General features: G+C 45.7%; 18 protein-coding genes. 14 read left to right on the forward strand and 4 right to left on the reverse strand.

The window, feature by feature from the left end:
- Nucleotides 1–2: 2 nt before the first annotated feature.
- The 6 genes from ACL934_RS03340 to ACL934_RS03365 all read left to right on the forward strand — a co-directional run bounded on the left by ACL934_RS03340 (nucleotide 3) and on the right by ACL934_RS03365 (nucleotide 4,781).
- Nucleotides 3–356 (forward strand): response regulator, encoded by a 354-nt coding sequence (locus ACL934_RS03340; RefSeq protein WP_413613077.1) that lies wholly within the window; start codon nucleotides 3–5, stop codon nucleotides 354–356.
- Nucleotides 353–931, forward strand: coding sequence for a 16S rRNA (guanine(966)-N(2))-methyltransferase RsmD (rsmD, locus tag ACL934_RS03345; protein ID WP_374077672.1), 579 nt, complete (start codon nucleotides 353–355; stop codon nucleotides 929–931). The genes ACL934_RS03340 and rsmD overlap by 4 nt, the downstream gene beginning before the upstream one ends.
- Nucleotides 924–1,406 (forward strand): pantetheine-phosphate adenylyltransferase, encoded by a 483-nt coding sequence (gene coaD, locus ACL934_RS03350; protein ID WP_374077674.1) that lies wholly within the window; start codon nucleotides 924–926, stop codon nucleotides 1,404–1,406. The genes rsmD and coaD overlap by 8 nt, the downstream gene beginning before the upstream one ends.
- 16 nt (nucleotides 1,407–1,422) lie before the next feature.
- Nucleotides 1,423–2,625, forward strand: coding sequence for a pyridoxal phosphate-dependent aminotransferase (locus tag ACL934_RS03355; protein ID WP_374077676.1), 1,203 nt, complete (start codon nucleotides 1,423–1,425; stop codon nucleotides 2,623–2,625).
- A 3-nt stretch (nucleotides 2,626–2,628) separates the two neighbouring features.
- Nucleotides 2,629–3,294 (forward strand): hypothetical protein, encoded by a 666-nt coding sequence (locus ACL934_RS03360; RefSeq protein ID WP_374077678.1) that lies wholly within the window; start codon nucleotides 2,629–2,631, stop codon nucleotides 3,292–3,294.
- Nucleotides 3,295–3,419: 125 nt separating this feature from the next.
- Complete coding sequence (locus ACL934_RS03365) at nucleotides 3,420–4,781, forward strand: hypothetical protein (RefSeq protein ID WP_374077680.1); 1,362 nt, start codon at nucleotides 3,420–3,422, stop codon at nucleotides 4,779–4,781.
- 74 nt (nucleotides 4,782–4,855) lie between these two features.
- Here the strand turns inward: ACL934_RS03365 and ACL934_RS03370 are convergent, their stop codons facing one another.
- Nucleotides 4,856–6,058, reverse strand: coding sequence for a hypothetical protein (locus ACL934_RS03370; RefSeq protein WP_374077682.1), 1,203 nt, complete (start codon nucleotides 6,056–6,058; stop codon nucleotides 4,856–4,858).
- Nucleotides 6,059–6,250: 192 nt separating this feature from the next.
- Between ACL934_RS03370 and ACL934_RS03375 the strand changes: the two genes are divergently transcribed.
- From ACL934_RS03375 to ACL934_RS03385, 3 genes are all read left to right on the forward strand, one after another.
- Nucleotides 6,251–7,162 (forward strand): DUF2802 domain-containing protein, encoded by a 912-nt coding sequence (locus ACL934_RS03375; protein ID WP_374077684.1) that lies wholly within the window; start codon nucleotides 6,251–6,253, stop codon nucleotides 7,160–7,162.
- 6 nt (nucleotides 7,163–7,168) lie between these two features.
- Complete coding sequence (locus ACL934_RS03380; RefSeq protein WP_374077686.1) at nucleotides 7,169–7,411, forward strand: hypothetical protein; 243 nt, start codon at nucleotides 7,169–7,171, stop codon at nucleotides 7,409–7,411.
- A gap of 64 nt (nucleotides 7,412–7,475) precedes the next feature.
- The gene (locus ACL934_RS03385; RefSeq protein WP_374077688.1) at nucleotides 7,476–7,910 is read left to right on the forward strand and encodes an SRPBCC family protein; all 435 of its coding nucleotides are present in this window, start codon (nucleotides 7,476–7,478) and stop codon (nucleotides 7,908–7,910) included.
- On the opposite strand, the gene ACL934_RS03390 is transcribed toward ACL934_RS03385, so the two are convergent.
- On the reverse strand, nucleotides 7,907–8,809 hold the full coding sequence (locus tag ACL934_RS03390; RefSeq protein ID WP_374077690.1) for a S8 family serine peptidase: 903 nt from the start codon (nucleotides 8,807–8,809) through the stop codon (nucleotides 7,907–7,909). The two genes, ACL934_RS03385 and ACL934_RS03390, sit on opposite strands and share 4 nt — an antisense overlap.
- 228 nt (nucleotides 8,810–9,037) lie before the next feature.
- On the opposite strand from ACL934_RS03390, the gene ACL934_RS03395 reads away from it, so the two are divergent.
- Nucleotides 9,038–10,609: a L,D-transpeptidase family protein gene (locus ACL934_RS03395; protein WP_413613078.1), complete on the forward strand. Its 1,572-nt coding sequence runs from the start codon at nucleotides 9,038–9,040 to the stop codon at nucleotides 10,607–10,609.
- A gap of 32 nt (nucleotides 10,610–10,641) precedes the next feature.
- Complete coding sequence (locus ACL934_RS03400; protein ID WP_413613079.1) at nucleotides 10,642–11,925, forward strand: beta-sandwich domain-containing protein; 1,284 nt, start codon at nucleotides 10,642–10,644, stop codon at nucleotides 11,923–11,925.
- 449 nt (nucleotides 11,926–12,374) lie between these two features.
- On the opposite strand, the gene ACL934_RS03405 is transcribed toward ACL934_RS03400, so the two are convergent.
- Both ACL934_RS03405 and ACL934_RS03410 read right to left on the reverse strand, forming a co-directional pair.
- Entirely contained in the window at nucleotides 12,375–12,887 is a 513-nt protein-coding gene (locus ACL934_RS03405) for a hypothetical protein (RefSeq protein ID WP_284604415.1), read from the reverse strand.
- A 207-nt stretch (nucleotides 12,888–13,094) separates the two neighbouring features.
- Entirely contained in the window at nucleotides 13,095–16,034 is a 2,940-nt protein-coding gene (locus ACL934_RS03410; protein ID WP_413613080.1) for a hypothetical protein, read from the reverse strand.
- A 123-nt stretch (nucleotides 16,035–16,157) separates the two neighbouring features.
- Here ACL934_RS03410 and pal point away from each other — a divergent pair, with 123 nt between their 5' ends.
- From pal to ACL934_RS03425, 3 genes are read left to right on the forward strand one after another with little or no spacing between them, the layout of a single operon-like run.
- A complete protein-coding gene (gene pal, locus ACL934_RS03415) occupies nucleotides 16,158–16,667 on the forward strand; it encodes a peptidoglycan-associated lipoprotein Pal (RefSeq protein WP_374077698.1) in 510 nt (169 codons plus the stop codon).
- 22 nt (nucleotides 16,668–16,689) lie between these two features.
- Nucleotides 16,690–17,001, forward strand: a complete 312-nt coding sequence (locus ACL934_RS03420) for a DUF4398 domain-containing protein (protein ID WP_374077700.1) — start codon at nucleotides 16,690–16,692, stop codon at nucleotides 16,999–17,001.
- Nucleotides 16,998–17,669, forward strand: a complete 672-nt coding sequence (locus ACL934_RS03425) for a tetratricopeptide repeat protein (RefSeq protein WP_413613081.1) — start codon at nucleotides 16,998–17,000, stop codon at nucleotides 17,667–17,669. Before ACL934_RS03420 ends, ACL934_RS03425 begins: the two co-directional genes overlap by 4 nt.
- Nucleotides 17,670–17,676 lie beyond the last annotated feature (7 nt).

Consider the following 17,676-nt stretch of genomic DNA (forward strand, 5'->3'; position numbering starts at 1 on the left):
TTTTGAAGATTCTGATTGTAGATGATGAAGCTCTTGTCCGTCGTTCATTAAGCCGTGCTTTAAAAAGCAAAGGCTATGACGTAATGGAAGCCGTCAACGGCACGGAGGGTTTGCAGTCCTGGAAGACCTGGGGACCTGATTTAGTTTTTCTGGATGTGTTGATGCCGGGAATGACGGGACCGGAAGTTTTGAAAGAGATCGGCACTGACGGCAATGCTAAAGTGATTTTGATGTCAGCGTTTTCGGGCGAGCACAATATGCAAACGGCTCAGCAGATGGGAGCCAACCTTTTCGTTCCGAAACCTTTTGAAGATATATTCGTCATCGTTAAGATGGCTGAGGATTTGTTAGCATGAGAATTATCGCGGGAAAGTATCGTGGACATCAGTTAGTGGCGTTTAAGGCGGATCACATCCGTCCCACTACCGACCGCGTGAAAGAAACTTTGTTCAATAAAATTCAGTTTCACATTGAAGGTGCGAATGTTGTCGATCTTTTTTGTGGAACGGGCAACTTGGGGATTGAAGCCCTTTCTCGCGATGCTACTTTTTGCACCTTCGTAGAAAAGAATCCAAAGTCTTTGACGATCACTCGTCAGAATTTGGAAAAACTCAAAGTTCCCAGCAACCAGTATAAAATTATCAATATGGATGTGATCGCGTATTTGAAATCCTACAAAGGCGAACCCTTTGGTGTGATTCTGGCGGATCCTCCATTTACAGAGAAGATGGCTCATGCCGTGATGGAAGCTGCCAGCCAAAGCGAAAGTTTCGGTGCACACACAATCATGGCGATTGAGTCCGAGAAAAAAGAGCGCATGGAAGAGCGTTACGGCGCGTTGGTTCGTTACAGCCAAAAAGATTATGGGGATAAATACCTGAATCTGTTCTGCCATGAAAGTGCTTTAGAGGAAGGCGAAAGCAATGAGTAAGATTGCGGTTTACCCAGGAAGTTTTGATCCCATCACGATGGGACATGTTGATATCATCAATCGCATTGCTCGTCAGTACGATCAAGTTATTGTCCTTGTTGCTCAGTCTTCGCAAAAACAATCCATGTTCACGGCAGAAGAGCGCAAAGTCCTGATTGAAAAATCTCTTTCGCATCTTAAGAACGTGAAGGTCGATATCTTTGGTGGCTTGACGGTGGAGTATATGAAAAAGGCCAACTCCCAAGTTATCATCAGAGGACTTCGCGCGGTTGTGGATTTCGAATACGAAATGACCATGGCGAATATGAATAGAAAAATTGCTCCTGAAATTGAAACACTTTTGGTGTTCGCAAGCCCTGAGTATTACTACATCTCTTCACGTGGCGTGAAGGAGCTTGCGATCAACGGTGGTGCTTTAAAAGATCTTGTCCCGGACTGTGTGATAGAGGCCCTCGAAAAAAAGATAAAAAACTAAAACAAAGGAGTGAGAGTTGATTCAACTATCTAAAAGAGCCCAAAATTTGAAGACCTCTCCCACTTTGTTCCTTGTGGCAAAAGCCAAAGAACTGGCTTCCCAAGGACATGACGTCATCTCTTTAACAGTTGGTGAGCCCGACTGGCCGACCTTCAAGGCTCCTTCTGAAGCGGGCATTGAAGCCATTCAAAAAGGGATTACGAAATACACTCCTGCCAATGGCACCATCGAACTTCGCAAAGCCATTTCTGAAAAATTAAAATCCGAATTGGGATTTGACTATACGGCAAAAGAAATCACCGTGGCTTCGGGAGCAAAGTACATTATCTTTGCGGCTCTGCAGATGCTTTGTTCCCCTGGGGATGAAGTGATTGTGGCAACACCTTACTGGGTCAGTTACCCAACAATGATTGAGCTTGCTGATGGCGTGCCTCATATCGTGGAATGTGGTGAAGCGGAGAATTTTAAAATCACTCCGGCTTTGTTAGAAAAAGCGATCAATGCGAAAACGAAAGCGTTCTTATTCTGTTCTCCGAGCAATCCAACGGGTTTGCAGTATTCAGCAGAAGAACTCAAAGCTCTTGCTGAAGTTTTAAGGAAACATCCTCAGGTGGCGGTGATCTCTGACGATATTTACAACCGCTTGGTTTTTGATGGGACGAAAGTGGCTCCGCATATTTTGCAAGTCGCTCCCGATTTGCGTGATCGCACAGTTTTAGTGAACGGGGGATCGAAAGCTTATTCAATGACCGGTTGGAGAATTGGATGGGCGGCGGGACCTGAAAAATTAATCACCGCCATGGCCGACTATCAAAGTCAGTCGACGGGTTCACCTTCCAGTATTTCTCAGCATGCTTTACTTGCGGGTCTTAAGGTCAGCGAGAAAGATATTTCTGAGGTCGTGACGAAACTGATCACACGTAAAGAATCCGGAATGAAAGAACTTGCGACCGTGCCGAATTTTAAAGTGGCTGATCCGCAAGGCGCGTTTTATTTCTGGGTGGATATTCGTGGTTGTTTGGGAAAAACATATAAGGATCGTTTGATCCGCACTTCAAAAGATTTCTGTGACATTCTTTTAGAAACTTTCTATGTGGCGACGGTTCCGGGTGCGGAATGTGGAACGGAAGGTTTTATGCGCCTCAGCTTCGCAGTTTCTGAAGAAACCATGAAGAGGGCGATTCTAAGAATGAAAGACTTTGTCGGTCAGTTGGTTTAACGAATGAGTAAGCGCAACCTCTATTTTTTATTAATTGTTATCCTCGTCGGAGTTCTCCTTCTGGTTTTAGGCGATGATGATTTTCAACAAAAATGGATCGTTGATACGCCTCTCTCGACAAATCCGGGTTCGCCGACAGTACAAGGGGACTCCACAACAACTCCGCAAGGTGATGGAAGTCCCACGGCTGCGAATGATCCCTCGGATGCGGGCCGTGTGAGTGTGGCCTTCACTCAGTGGTTTGAAAACCAAGCTCGTGACATGGAAAAATCCTCAATAGATCCCAAAGCCAAAGAAATTGAGCTTAAGGCTGCCGCGCAAAAACTGACTCCTCCAGAGGTGCAATTCCTCAAAGAGAGATCCGTCAATATGAAGGATGCCGCGAATAACCGTATTCTTGCGGTGTACGTGATGACTTTGGCTCCCGATGTGACAGGCGAGGCATTGTTGGAAGTCGCTCAAGCTCCGCTCGTGATGCAAGGGGAACACCCTGTTCATTCTCCTGAGGAAACCTTAGCGGCTCAGGAAAAATCCCTGCGCCGAATGGCTATCGATGCTTTGATTGAACAGGCTCGTTCGAATCCAGATCGTCGAACAGCCTTAAAGACCGCTATCGGTCAAATTACAGACCCTTCTTTGCGCGAATATGCAGAAAAAAAGCTGCGATAATTTATGGCTGTGATTAAGGCTGTTTATAGATGCCTTTGTACTGCTGCATTATTAGTCTTTTTTCGTGATCTTTAGGAACTATCGAATAATATCGCCCCCAAGGTTTTCATAACAGAGGGGAAATTATGAAAAAACTGGTTCTATTGTTAAGCTTCGTGGTGGGGTTCACGGGTTCAACGGCTTTGGCAGCAGACTGCGTTTCTAAAGCAGAAATGACAGAGATCGCATCGCACTTCAGCCAATTCAGAGATCTTGCAAAAAAAGATTTTTGCTTTGATGGATCACAAACATCCAATCTTATTGCGACAATCATGTTCATGAGAAAAACGGCCTTCGCGGCGGACATGCCAAGAAGTTCTGACGAACTTTTCTCAGGTCGTTTTTCGCAAAGCTGGTACAACTACTTCATCGGTCGTATTGATGACCTTGATGTACAAAGCAGCTGCCCGAAAGGTGTTGGCGCTTATGTGTATGGCTTCGGCAATACAATGTACATTTGCCCAATGATGTTGACGGACAGTTTCTCTGCATTAGATCGCGCGAGCGTATTTATGCACGAAGCTCGTCACATTGACGGGTATCCACACACAACATGTTCTAAAGGCGCTCGCAAGGGTCTTCAAGGAGCTTGTGACGTTCGTATCTCTGACGGTGGTTCTTACGCAGTGACAGTGGAAACTTACGCGCAACTTGCAAAGTATGCGACGGATCTTCACCCAGCGTTGAAAGCATACTCTTTGGCGTCTGCAGTGACATACGCGGATGAGGCTTTTGAAGTTCCAGCACGTGTCGATAGACAAGATCAATTGCTTTTAATGAGCACAGCAAAGAGCTTTTTCTCTTTGGATGTCGCGAAGAGCAACCGTGTGGAAGTTTTGGGTCAAGCCCCGGCATTGGGACATATCGTGTCTCGCGCTCAACACTTGATCTTGTTCCCGGATGATAAAACTCTTCCTGCGAAATATCTTTTTGCAAAAAATGAAGGGGAGATTGCTCAGTCTGCGGGTGAAGCAGCTTTGGAATACAACTCTCAAACTCCGGCGCAAAGAGCAGAGCTTGTTGACTTGCACATCAGTGCTCAATGGGCTGCGAAAATTTACGCGGATAAATTGAAGTTCACATGTGATCCTCGTGCTGCGACGGTGACTGAAGTAAAACTGAATGGCGTTCAAGCCGTTGGTATTTTGTACGTGAATGGTTACGACCGCACATCTCGTTTGAATTACTTGATGGCTAATGATGGTAACATTTACGAATTCGGTTGCTCTGATTCAGCAAGAGCCTTCGTGCGTGCATCGGCTTTGAAGCTTGATAAGAGCTTTAAACGTGTTCACAAAGTTGGAAACATCGTTGTTGGTTTGACTTACGACGGTCACTTGTTCCAAATCGACGGCACAAAAGTGACGGCGATTCCAACATCTATCGACGGTCAGATCCACGAGATCGCGCCTCGTCAGTCTTACGGTTTCTTTGATTCCGCAAACTAGAAACAAAGAACAAATGGAAATAAAAAAGGCGAACCTGAAGTTCGCCTTTTTTTTGCCTTAGTTATTAGGTCTTCTTAAAACAGATTTCTAAAGAATGAAATAATACGGGCAAAGAAGCCTTCTTCTTTCAGAGGCGTTGCTTTCGTCACAGAGCTTGGCGCGCGGTCATCAGCACACTGATATTGAATGTCTATCGTGCGGCCTGCTGGAACTGGTGTATCAAATACAAGGTTCATACCTTCAATACGTGATTGCACAGGACCGATTGTCGGCGTGATCGTCACTGTAAGATTTCCACCGTAAGGGGCGCACTCCAAAGGAACAGAGCTTAAAGAGTCTTGAATGCGATCAAAGAACAAGTTCATGTTCGCGGAATAATCTGTATCACAGATACTTCCGATACCACCACCAGTGAGGTTTGAAAGCTCGGCGTATTTAAAGCCATAGTGACTCTTGGCGCCGCCACTGTCTTGAGAAGACTTACAAGTCGTGTCGCCCGGTTTGACGATGATGGAATTCACAGTGAAGCGACGGCTGGCTCCGAAAGTGTCTTTCACAGAAGCGATGAAATAATCTGGCTTATCTTCATCTTCCAAAGGTTTAAGTTCGCTTGAATACACTTGTTGAGAAGCATCTCCACCGATGCTTCTTTCGTCTTCATCGGAAATGATAATATAAGCGATGGCAGAGTCAGAACGATAACAACCGTTGTTTGGCTGGAAGCGAAGATCGCCGTTATACACGTGACGATAGGCCGCTTTAATAGCGCGTTCGTCATCAGATCCCACCCAACCCGCGTTGATGTAGTTGATTGTATTTGTGAAGATTGATGAAAGGTTTGATTGTCCCTTTTTTAGAACCATTCCCAAGCTGTATGAAGGCGTTGAGGACTGCTGCCAATACATGGAGGCACCCCAAGCCGAACTACCATCAGACATAGTCAGTGAGCGAGTCACCGTCGCACACATCTGCCAATCAATATTTGAGTTCTGAAGCTTCGTCACGAAGCCTGAAAGATTTGCCGCGAGTTTTTGATTGTCTGGAAGCATGGAGTTCGAATCATCCACGATAAGAACGACATCCAGTTTATTATTCGTCGCCGTCACCGTGTTATTGTAGTGCACATCGCGCAAACTTGTTGGTGGAGTTGTCGTTGGAGACGGAGTGGGGGAAGCCTCTGGTGTGACGCTCACGTCCTCTTCAGATGATGCCGAAAATTTCACAGGCCCGCAGGCAGACAAAAACAACACCATCACCAGTATAGATGCTCGGAACATATCCACACTCCCCTTTAATGCAGAATAACACACGGGATTTTGTGTACCAAAGCGGTCCGGGGTCTAGGTCCTGTTTTGATACAGCTGAAACGCCTGTAAATACAGGCACTCCGGGCATTTTAAGACCTAGGTCTCATTGTGAGACAGACCTTAGCCAGTTTAGAATTAAATCATGTTTGGCGAGGAGGCCGGGTGAGCTTTTGGTTCTTACTACAAGTTCTAGTGAATTTGATTTTGTTAGCAGGCGTTGTGGGTATGTGGGTTCGCTTAAGCCGTCCTCCCAAAGATGATCCTCGTTTGAGCAAAGGTTTGCAGCTTTTGCAAAGCAAGATCGCAGTTCTTGAAGATTTGTCGGATCGCACGGAAACTCAAGTGAATCAACTCACAGCTTTGCTTGAATCCAAAGTAAAAGATATTCAAACAAAAATTCAGTCGGCAGATAAGCAGCTCGCAAAAATTGAACAGAGCATGCAAAAAAGTTTGGAAGTGGCGAAGATCTTCCAAGACCGTATTCCTCACACGGAAATTCTTGAACGCCAAAATACAATTAAGTATGTGAAGGCCGCGCGTTTGGCCCATCAGGGTTTGAGTGTTGAAGAAATCGCGCAACAAGTCGATCTTTCCATGGGTGAAATTGAATTTATCGCCAAGGTCAATCGCGACCAATTGATGTTCTGTGAAGAGAGCTTGCCAGAGTGGGTGCAAGACGAAGCGGGTGCTGAGATGCAGGCTTCGGATCTGAGTGATGTTGATAACATCAGCTTTATGACTCCACTGCAAAGAGAAGCTCCGCAAGACATGAGCAATGTTTTTGAAGTTCCGAAAGCGGATCAAGAAGCTCTAAAAAAACTGGGTGATGCGTTTAAAGCTGCATGCCAGGAAGTGAAAGAGCAAGAGGACGCTGCTCAACAAACAGCGAACAATGTTTCTGCGTTGTTCAATGTGACTCAAAATATCGCACAAAATTTTTTAAGCGAAAAACCAACGCCAGCGACACCGACAGCGGCAACAATCGCGACGGCGAAGCCCATCAATACGAATAAAGAAGCGGTGATTCGTCCTGTGGAATTCCGTCGTATTGATATGGCGAAAGATTTGGGCTAACTCATAATGGCTTCAAGAGCCTTCCTAAGATCTCTTGAAAAAGGACAGATCCTCCGCGCCATCGTGGAGGAAGCCGCTTCTAGCACGGAAGCTCTTTGTAATTTTCAAGGGGAGCTTTTGTTGGTTGCCAATCATACCGGACAAGTTTTTAAAAAAGGTGATCCCATTCGACTGCAAGTTAAAAGTATTGATCCCTTGCAGTTTCACATTTTTGATTCCCGTAATCTGAAATTTGAACGAGTTGTTTAAATTTCCTAGTCGCTAAATTCCCCGTCCCTTATCCTATGGGCAACCCTCATCAAGGCGGTGGAACATGGGTGAAGTCATTCAGCAATCCATAACTTTGCATGCAGAACCGAATAAAATTTGGCGCGCACTCACTAGTCGACGGGATCTTTCCCAGTGGTGGAGTGAAGGTGTCGTGATTGAACCTGAAATCGGCGGACTTTTCAAAGAACCTTGGGTGGACAGCGAAGGCATTCCGCAGTTGGCGACAGGAAAAGTTTTAGAAGCGCGAAAAGATGAAGAGTTGAAATTCACGTGGCATGAGAAAGACTGGCCCGTTGAATGGGAAACAGAATGCTCCATTAAAATCGAGGATCAAGGAGAAGAAAGAGTTCTCACCGTCACTCACGAAGGCTGGGAGCATCTTCCCGAAGAAAAACGCGGCAATTATATTAAAGATTTTGAGGTGGGATGGCAGCTTCACCTCAAAGAACTGAAGTCTTATGTAGATCTAAGCCCCTAAGGACATTTATAAGAGACACCGAAAAGAAAACCGATATTTAAAAGTCGCCCCTCGGAAACATTGATGTCTTTGGACTGACACGTTCTTGCCAGGATCATCTTTTTTAGATCAGCTCCGTTTGCTTCAGGATATTTTTCTTTTAAAAGAGCGGCGGCACCGGCCACAACGGGAGCTGCTCCTGAGGTTCCATTGAACATGCGCAGCGACGTTGAAAAGGCGTCATAGGTTGCAATTCCGTCGCCGGCGTCTCCGGAAGGAGCCGCGATATCCACATCGGGTCCATACACAGAGTAATGAGTGGAGTGGACAGGGAGATCCAAGCCAATAGTTCCCACAACAATCACGTTGCTCCAAGTTTCTTGCAATGTGGGATAGCGTTCACCCGAATTTCCCGACGCTAAAACCAAAAGACTTTCTTTGAATTTCTTTTCTCCGACGGCTTCTCGTACTTGGCGAAGCATATCTTCGTCGAAAGTGAGAGAGAGATTGATCACAGAGGCGTTGTGTTCAATGGCGTAGATAGTGGCATTCACGATATCCTCAAGGACTCCTCCGTCTTTGATGACGACCAAAGGAAGGATCTTTACGGAAGGAGCCACAATAGTGACGATTCCTGCAACGGGAGTTCCGTGGCCATCATAGTCCACCATCATTTTATCGTCGGTGATGAAGTTCCAGCCGTGAATAAGATTTTTTCTTAATCCAGGTACGGTAAAACTCACACCGGAATCTACCACCGCAACCACAACTCCTTTGCCTGAAACAGAAAGGTCCTTGTGATTCAATGAAATCAAATTTTTCAGACGAAGATTTGCAGGATCGCTGACTTCGTTTTCGGCAAAAGCCTTTAAAGAGCCAGTGAAAATCACAACTGTTAAAATAAGGATGATTCCGCGCATGGCTCTTTATAACCCCGGCGTCCGTTTGTTCGCGCAAAAAAGACCCTGGTTTGAAATAATGTCATAGGTGTCTAAAACCTAGCTGTTTTTGTTTGTCAGCCACCCTGTCAAATGCACGGTCTAATGATTTTAAGCACTCCTGTTCTCTTTTCCTTCCGAATCAGGTATTTCGCAATTCAGAATTCAAAAGACTCAGACAACACCAATCTTCAGCTTAGGAGACGATCTATGATCGGAGTTGCTCGACTCACGATAATTTCATTGTCGATGCTGACAGCACTGAATGCATCGAAGTCTTTTGCTCAATACAAGACGAGTGTCGTCGCAGTGAAACGAGGCGACTACAGCGCCGTTCTTGCGCAGTTGGATTTAGCGGATATGAGAAATGGCATGCAGGAAGTCTGGAGGCACGGATTAAATCCGCGCGTTTATTGGACCGATCGCATGGAGAACATGTACAACGAAGGTGGGAATCTCAGTCGCAGCTTAAAACCTCTCGTAAATCAGTCTTTTCTAAAAATGCTCAATGATCTTTATCTGGGAAATGTGGACCCGCAAAATGTAGGTCGCGATGTTAAATTCATACGCAAGGATTTTCTTACGCCTGAACAGCTCATGACTTTGCTGGTCGCTTCCGGCAGAAGAAGCGCTGTCTTGGCCGATAAAGTGGCGCCACAGAACCCCCCGTATGTTTCCGTGAAAGAGGCCCTGCAAAGAATCTATCCGGCATGTTTGAACAATACCTGGGTGGAAATCCCTCCTTTGAATACGCCCTTAAGACTTTACATGCGACATCACGCTATCGTGGAAATCAAGAAACGCATGAGTCTTTTGGGCTATAAAATGAATAATGAAAATGACATGTTTGATGCGGAATTGCTGAACGCCGTCAGTGATATTCAGTGGAACATGCGCATTCGTCCTGACGGAGAGATTTCTCCGAATGGAAAAGTGTGGGCTTTTTTAAATGTGACGTGCATGGATCGCGTTCGTCAGTTGCAAGCCGACATGGAAAAGATGCGCTGGTTTCCGCAGTATTTTGAGAACCGCTACATTTTCGTAAATCTTGCCATGTCGTATTTTGTGATGTCGGACAAATCCTATGAATGGCCTCGGGTCATGAGTTTCCGCACGGTCAACGGACGTCCCGCAAGAAAATCTCCGACAATGCGGGATGAGGTTATCAGGGTCATCATCAATCCTTATTGGGTGGTGCCTCCGACAATTTTCAGTGAAGACAAAGTGAGAGATCTTAAAGATCTGACGAAAGAACAAGTCGCGGAATATTTCACTTCGCACAACTATGAAGTTTGGACGAGCGGTTTCACTCGCCGTATTGATCCGACGACAGTAGATTGGTATGGAATCAGTGTCGGAAGAGTCGCCCCTGACATCATCATTCGTCAACTGCCCCATCTTGGAAATGCTTTGGGTGTGCTGAAGTTTGACTTAACAAATTCTTTTGCGATTTACCTCCACGATACCAATCAACGGGAACTTTTTGATGTGCCAATGCGGCAGTTAAGTTCCGGTTGTGTTCGTCTGGAAAAGCCGCTCGATCTTGCTGAATATCTTCTTGAGGAAACACCGTGGGATCGCAAGACCATCGAGGCTGTCATGGCTCGCCCAGGAGAAGTCATTGCCAAACCGACGGAGCTGCCGTTGCCAAAAGCATCGCAGATTCCAGTTTATTTGGCCTATCTGACTTCGGGACTGAGCTCGGATGGCGTCGTGAGATTTGTCGATGATATTTACGGGCAGAACGCTGCCATTAGAAGGTATTTAACGAACTCATTTTGAAATAACCAAAGAAGAGAAAGGGGATTCACAAAATGTCTCTTAAATTTTTTAGCAAAGTTCTTATTCTAGCACTCCTCGCTACACAAGGAGTGAATGCGGCAGAGTTGCCTAAACCACCAGGACCTCCGAATAATCCGAATCCGCCTCCAGCGGAAAGTGTTTACGAAGGGGTGGGGCGCGTTGATCAGGTGACTCGTCAAACAGGTGGTGAAATCTACCGCTTGGATTTGACTCGTCCTCTTCCTTTGGTTCGCATTGAGGCGAAATCAAAAATGGGCCGCCTCAAAATTTATTCAACGACATTGGTGACGGATAAGAATGACAGAGTTCCGGTTCGTCAGCTATCGGGAGTTAGCGTTGATGAGCCAAGTCCTGCGACAAGTTCTGAGTTGATCACGGTGCCTGCCGGAATTGCCGCGATTGAAATTTTAGCAGAAGCGATGGGCGGGGAAGCGGCCCTTGAGATCAAAGCCTTTTCAACAAAAGAAGCGCCAAAACTTTCTTTGGGATCAAGAATCCCAGATTTCTCTTGTAAGAAGAACAATGATGCTCTTCTTAAAGACAAGCTAGAGCCTGTTCAGCTCTGGGTAGGTCGCGCGGAAGCTGCTGCTCCTGGATCTGTTCAAGAGAAATTTGCGGGCAATCAATTGAAAGATCAAGTTGCTGACTATGTAGCCACTTTGCGTGCAGGTGGATCCTACACTTCGACGGCTTATCTTTTGACGCTGCTGAATTTCTTTGCCGATCAATATAATGCCGTCAGAGCCGGTGGCGTTTCCGAGCCTGCTTACCGTGATCTTCTGAATGGAACTTATAACGTGTTGATGTTGGCTATTCAGAATGAGTTGCCATGCCGACGCTTTTCAAGTGATACCTTGATCCAGATCTCCATGGATCTTAATAAAAAACATCAAGGCATGTCTGAGGGAAGTCGCGCACGCACGCTTTATGCGACAATGATGACGAAAATTCGTGACACAGTACCGGGCCAATATCGTAAAGAGATTGCCGCAGCGAACTGGAATTTCCGTCAGGCCGACGCTGAAGGTACAAACTACTACAAACTATATATCTCGGCGAAAGACGACAGCTTCTTGAAGAACACGCATCGTGATATGAGCGCTTACGCTTATATGATTGCGGAACAAGCGTTGGCGAAAGAAGTGAAGTTGATGGATATCGAACAAAGATATCAGCTCATCGTGGAATATCAGGCGAAATACAACGCAAACACGGATTTCCCACAAGCGGTGGCGGCAAGATATCTGGCGATCCTTTCGGATCAAAATTATTACTTACCGTTCATGCGATATTGAGATACTAAAACCTAGAAAAAGAAAAGGCTCCGCGAAGGCTTACTATTACCCACAATTCTAACGAATTGTGGGTTTTTTGATTTTTCGGTACGCCGATCTCGATTTATCTTTCCCTTGCTCGGATCTCTAAGGCTCGATCGGGCCTCCCGAGAGAGTACTCTCTGGAGGGGATGTTATGGGCTGAGCTTTTACGATGAATTATGATATTACGATTTGCTGTTTTTGAGCCTTGGGTAATACTTAGCAGGGCGAGCACGATGCGCGGCCTGTAGCGTTCTCAGGATGGAAGCACTTTCATATCTATCCGAACTGCTGTGTGAAACGATCTCTCCGATGACGTTGGAAAAATAATTTGCTCTTAAAAAATAAGAATAAATTCCAAAAATTTACCCACAATTCGTTAGAATTGTGGGTAATAGTAAGCCGCGAAGGAGCCTTTTTTATTTTTTTTACTTTGAACTCTCTTTAATGAAAAGAGTCAGATAGTGGCGAACCATGTATTCCAGTTTTACTGGAAGTCCTTGGTACGTCCATACAAGTTCTCCAAACGCGCCCCATTTTGCTTCGACGATATGTTCGTCCATCACGTTGGTTGCTGTTTGTTGAGCTTCTGTAGAGCCCGGAGTTGGAATGTAGTTTGTTCCGATAAAGTTGAAACGGATGCTGATTTGTCCCGGAGCTTTCAATGAGAAGATCATTTTAAAACCGTTACGGAAAAGCATGAAGTCCGCGTGAGTTTTTGCGATACCGTAAATTTTAATACGGCCGAGCGCTGAAGGTTTCAATTCATTGAACGAAGTGGAAGCATCGACGAATTCTGTTTTCAGTTCCAAAAGAAACTGAATCGTCTCATTGATCAGAATTTTTTCTGAATCAAAACCGAAACTCATGTCGACGAGTCCCGACTCTTCCATCTGTTGTTCAGCCTTCACAAGTTCTTTAATCCAGCTGATTTTTTCCATGAACCCCTCCAGGTGACAGCATATCGCGACATCCTCGCCGCTAGTTGTCGATATCTTCAATAATTTCGAGGGCCTCGCTCTTTGTCAAGACTGGCAAGTTTGGCTCGGCGCGAAAGGGGGAATCCCATCGCCCTCAGGAGGGGGATCCTTGGTTGGGCGATGGGGGCATCAGCACTCGTTTATAAGACTCATGACCCCCAAAAAGGGTTAAAACCCTGTGATCTGTAATGTCGTGCCTAAAGTACCTTCATTTCCTGTGGGGGAGTTGAAGGCCACGTAGTAACCCAATACCAGGCTGACCGGAATAACGTAACCGATGGTCGTTTCAAGCTTCAGCTCGGCTCCGGCACTCCAGAATGAGCGCTTCATATTCACGGCCTCGTAAACCATTTCGATGTCGTTAACGAAAAGACCATCTGCCGCAGCTCCATCGGCAACGAGGGCTCCGGAAATACGACGCAAGAACAGAGGATCTGTTCCCGAACCTGCGTATATGTTTTTAATCGGGAAGCGATATTCCGCATTTACAGACACAAGATTACGCCCAAAAAGTTGCCCGCGTTTGTAGCCGCGCAAAATATACTGGGGGAGTGGACTGTCAGGGATGAACACTAGAGAATCCGTTGAAACACCATAAATCGAAGCAATTTTTTCCGGAGTGTAAACGCCATTCAAGCGAAGCATAATGGCGTTGTGTTTTGGTAAGAAGGACGAGAAATAAATTTCTCCACCAGCTAAAAACTGCGAATGGCTTAAGTAACCATCGGTTTCGATATAATTGTAAGCCCCAAGATAAGCTCCTCCACCGGATTCAGGAGAAATCTGCGCTCCTGATTTAGAATAATTGGCGTAGTTGAGCATCGTGAATGGACCTGTGCGCTTCGTCTCAGTTGTTGGCGTCGAGCGCTCTAGATATTGCCAGCCGATTTGCAAATTCGCATAACGAGAAGCCCAGAACATATCGGGAAGGGCGGCAGCAGCGAGGCCATAGTCATTCAGTTCATTCGCCGTCGTTCCTAAGTACGAACTTCTTTTATAACCAATGGCCGCAACAGGAAGGGACGTTACTTGGTTTAAATAAGTTCCCTCAAGACTTCCGCGATTCAAACCTGTGTCCCACGATCCGATCAATGTGTAGGCGTGTTTCTTTAAAGGATCAAACCCTGAAGTTTGTGCTGTGATCACAACACCTGTTTCGCTGGAAGATCCAGAGATAAATGGCAACCAGTACTGAGGCCACAGATATCCATAAGGAGAATAGTCTTCAATTTTCGACTGATTCATGGCGGCGCGAGCAGCTTCCAAAGCGTCTTCATTTTTCGCAGCAGGCTTTTGATAGCGGTCGGCCATCAAAGGTTTGATTTCTGGAAGGTCAGACGGCGTATTTTGCCAATCTTGAGGCAAAATTGCTGCGACTCTTAAACCCTGAGATGTCATGTGAGTCGCATAGATTTCTTTGCGAAGGGGATCAATGTCGCCAGTAAAGAACGCCGTCAAAGTATGCGAAACTGGACGAGCTTTTTTAAGCTCATTATCGGCAAGATAAAGATTCAAAACACCATTTTTGCTAGATGTGAAAAGAAGTCCTTCCGAAGTCTTTTTGGCAAAACGCACATTCGGATATTCAGTAAAGATCGTTTGTGCATTCTTTGAAGAAATCGTGAAGCGATAAAGCTGTTCTGATCCATCCACTTTGCGCAACGAGAATAAAATCGTGTCTTGATCCCAGAAAAGGGGATAAGAAATACGCTGCTGAATTTCTCCTGAAAAAAGAACTTCATCGCTAGGTTTCGCACCCAGTTTTAAAAGTCCAAGATGAGTTTTACCACCTTCAAGCTTAACGAATGTCACCATGTCCCCTTGAGGAGAAACGGATGGCTCACGGGCGCGGAGACTTTTTGTTAAAGGGGCTGTCTTTTTGGTTTTCAGATCGTAGGTATAAAGATCGGAGTAGCGTTCAATGCGATTGGTATAATCAATTTTGTCATAGATGATTTTTTGCGAATCCGGGAACCAACTAATGCGCTGAATACTTCCTGTCGGAGGTCCGTCTCTTTGGGTGGAAGGTTCAAAAGCTTCATTAAACTTTTCAACAGTGTCAGCGGCTTTGGCATCTAAGAAACTCTGCTGATCATTTTCCCGCGTGATCATTTTCACCGAACGGGAGTTGGAGTCGTCTTCGGTGACGACAGCTAGGTGTTTGCCGTCGGGAGAAATCGCAGGCGCACTCACAGAAGTGAAGGAATTTTTAGGAATCACGGGGCTTGTGACCGTGGCTTCTCTTAAAGTCTTCATCTGTTCTTGTGCGCGCAGAACAGTTTCTTCCATCATGCGGTTGTATTCGTTCGGATAACTTTTTCCAATATGCTCACGAGCCGGTGTCTCGATAAAATAGGGAACTCGTCCACCGTGGCGTTCATTCAACGTGCCCGCAAGTTCAGAGCCTTTGTCTGCCAACATTTGGCTCCACATCAAAGAGCCAAAAAGATAAGGTCGCATTCCTTCAGGCCATGTCGGAATCATTTCATTGGCTTCGGCAATATCATAAGAATAAAAACTTCCATCATCGACCATGGCGCGGATCGTGGAGTCTTGATAGAACGAGCGCAAACGGCCGTGATTCCCAAGCCGGGTTTCCATTTCTACCGCAAGTCCTTCTTTCCACCAATTCGGCAAAAGAATATTGGGCGCGATGATATTTCCAAAAATGGAACGCAAAGGTTTCATGACTCCGTTGGCGGGTTCAAAATTGAGAATGTGAGTGTATTCGTGGGCGAGCAACTCAAAGGCCCAGTCGCCTGTATCCGCGAGACTCTCTTCAGGGCCTGGCAAAACGGGATAGGCCATAATGTGAGGATACGGAATGCGAGTCGCATACCCATTTGTCACATCGGTTTTATCGTTTATGATGACGACTGTTGTTTCAGGCAGGCTGTGAAAGTAAGAGCGAAGTTCGTAATAGGCTTTCTCCAACTTTTCTGCATACAGCAGACCTAAGTCCTGCTGCCGGGCATTAAAGATAATTTGAAAATGGGGAGTCGTGAGAGTCTTCCATTCCAACTCCGGCGGCACTTCGAGTTGTGCATGAGACGAGAGAGAGAAGAAAACAAGAGCGGTCAAAAGAAGAGAAACAAGTTGTTTTTGCATAATTTGTCTTAGCTGTACAGCAACGCAACATCAATTAGGAAATCTAAGGTTTGACAATGAGCCGCTATAAATTAAAGTTTTTATTTGTTAATGATAACTATAGGAACTTCATAGGAGGACATCATGGTTCGTAAATTAGCTCTAGGTCTTGTTGCCTGCGCTCTTGTTGCTGGTTGTAAAGGAAAACAAACTCAATCAGATCAATCAATTCAAACAATGCCAACAGGTGATCAGCAATCTACAGCGATTGACTCTTCACCACTTAGTTTTGATCCAATGGGTTCAGACTCTGGAAAAATCGACGGTCTAGTGACTGTTCATTTCGGTTACGACAAATCCAACCTAGACGCTCAATCAAAAAAAGATGTAGCGACTAACGTTGAGTGGATGAAAGCTCACCCTGGCGTGAAAGTTCAAATTGAAGGTCACTGCGATTCTCGTGGTACAATTGAGTACAACGTAGCATTGGGTGAAAGACGCGCGAATGCAGTAAAAGCATACATGGTTAGCTCTGGTATTCCAGCAGACCGTTTGAGCGTGATCAGCTACGGTAAAGAAAAACCAATTGAGATGGGCGACACTGAATCTGCTTGGGCGAAAAACCGCCGCGCGAACTTTGTTCCTGCTCAGTAATCTGACTTAAAGAAAGGTGCGGATGAGACTACAAAGACTTTTCATCGGAATTTTGCTTTTCACGGTGATCGTTAGTTGTCAGACAGTTCCCGCACCCATTGAGGATTATTCCCTCGCACGAGCTGCACTAGATGCGGCTCGTTCTGTTCAAGCGGCCCGTCACTCTCCCGGATACTGGCATCAGGCGGAAGAGGCTTATCGCAAGGGTCGCATCTATTTTGAAGATCGTGATTTTTCCAAAGCTAAAGAACAGTTTGTTCGCGCTCGAGTGGCTGCTGAAAAAGCAGAGAACTCGGCCCGTTTGATTCGCCAAAGAACTGGAGATGTTCTATGAAGTTCGTGATTGCTCTTGCAGCAACGACATTATTTTTAACAGGATGTTTGAAGACTCGTAACGAAGTTCGTGAAAACGAACAACGTCAGGTGATGCAACAACAAGTCGTCACTTTGCAAAAAACTAATGCGGATGCTTCAGGTCGTTTCGCGGATTTAGAAGAACAAATGAGAAATTTGAACGGTCGCGTGGATGTGGTGGAAAACCGCATCGGCCAAGGCAATTCCGGCGTTGAAAATGCGCTGAAGTCTTCGCAAGAACAAAACCGTGATCTCAATCAAAAAGTGATGATTTTGCAAGAAGCCCTCACAAAAATGGAAAGAGACATCTTGGCTTTGAACGCGGAACTGCAAGCCGTGAAAGCGCAAAAAGCCGCCGCTCATGCGGAAGCTTCAGCAAAGGCCTCTAAGAAAAACACTTATGAGTCTGCGGAAGGCTTTTTTGAGAAAAAAGACTGGAAACAGGCTATCTTGAACTATCAAAAATACCGCGATGACAACCCTAAGGGGGGCAAATTTGCCGATGCGACCTACAAAATCGGAGTTTCCTTCCAAGAATTGGGTATGAGAGACGAAGCAAAAACCTTTTATGACGAAGTTGTGAGCAAATTTCCTAAGTCAGAAGAGGCTCGTCGTGCTAAAATCCGTTTGAAGGGTTTAAAAAAGTAATACTGTG

It is taken from the genome of Bdellovibrio sp. HCB-110, from assembly GCF_047323225.1.
Classification (GTDB): Bacteria; Bdellovibrionota; Bdellovibrionia; order Bdellovibrionales; family Bdellovibrionaceae; genus Bdellovibrio.

What these genes read in the sequence shown, in the direction of transcription:
- rsmD (WP_374077672.1), top strand. Translation starts at nt 353, where the DNA reads ATGAGAATTATCGCGGGAAAGTATCGTGGACATCAGTTAGTGGCGTTT.
- coaD (WP_374077674.1), top strand. Translation starts at nt 924, where the DNA reads ATGAGTAAGATTGCGGTTTACCCAGGAAGTTTTGATCCCATCACGATG.
- ACL934_RS03360 (WP_374077678.1), top strand. Translation starts at nt 2,629, where the DNA reads ATGAGTAAGCGCAACCTCTATTTTTTATTAATTGTTATCCTCGTCGGA.
- ACL934_RS03365 (WP_374077680.1), top strand. Translation starts at nt 3,420, where the DNA reads ATGAAAAAACTGGTTCTATTGTTAAGCTTCGTGGTGGGGTTCACGGGT.
- ACL934_RS03370 (WP_374077682.1), bottom strand. Translation starts at nt 6,058, where the DNA reads ATGTTCCGAGCATCTATACTGGTGATGGTGTTGTTTTTGTCTGCCTGC.
- ACL934_RS03380 (WP_374077686.1), top strand. Translation starts at nt 7,169, where the DNA reads ATGGCTTCAAGAGCCTTCCTAAGATCTCTTGAAAAAGGACAGATCCTC.
- ACL934_RS03385 (WP_374077688.1), top strand. Translation starts at nt 7,476, where the DNA reads ATGGGTGAAGTCATTCAGCAATCCATAACTTTGCATGCAGAACCGAAT.
- ACL934_RS03390 (WP_374077690.1), bottom strand. Translation starts at nt 8,809, where the DNA reads ATGCGCGGAATCATCCTTATTTTAACAGTTGTGATTTTCACTGGCTCT.
- ACL934_RS03395 (WP_413613078.1), top strand. Translation starts at nt 9,038, where the DNA reads ATGATCGGAGTTGCTCGACTCACGATAATTTCATTGTCGATGCTGACA.
- ACL934_RS03400 (WP_413613079.1), top strand. Translation starts at nt 10,642, where the DNA reads ATGTCTCTTAAATTTTTTAGCAAAGTTCTTATTCTAGCACTCCTCGCT.
- ACL934_RS03405 (WP_284604415.1), bottom strand. Translation starts at nt 12,887, where the DNA reads ATGGAAAAAATCAGCTGGATTAAAGAACTTGTGAAGGCTGAACAACAG.
- ACL934_RS03410 (WP_413613080.1), bottom strand. Translation starts at nt 16,034, where the DNA reads ATGCAAAAACAACTTGTTTCTCTTCTTTTGACCGCTCTTGTTTTCTTC.
- pal (WP_374077698.1), top strand. Translation starts at nt 16,158, where the DNA reads ATGGTTCGTAAATTAGCTCTAGGTCTTGTTGCCTGCGCTCTTGTTGCT.
- ACL934_RS03420 (WP_374077700.1), top strand. Translation starts at nt 16,690, where the DNA reads ATGAGACTACAAAGACTTTTCATCGGAATTTTGCTTTTCACGGTGATC.
- ACL934_RS03425 (WP_413613081.1), top strand. Translation starts at nt 16,998, where the DNA reads ATGAAGTTCGTGATTGCTCTTGCAGCAACGACATTATTTTTAACAGGA.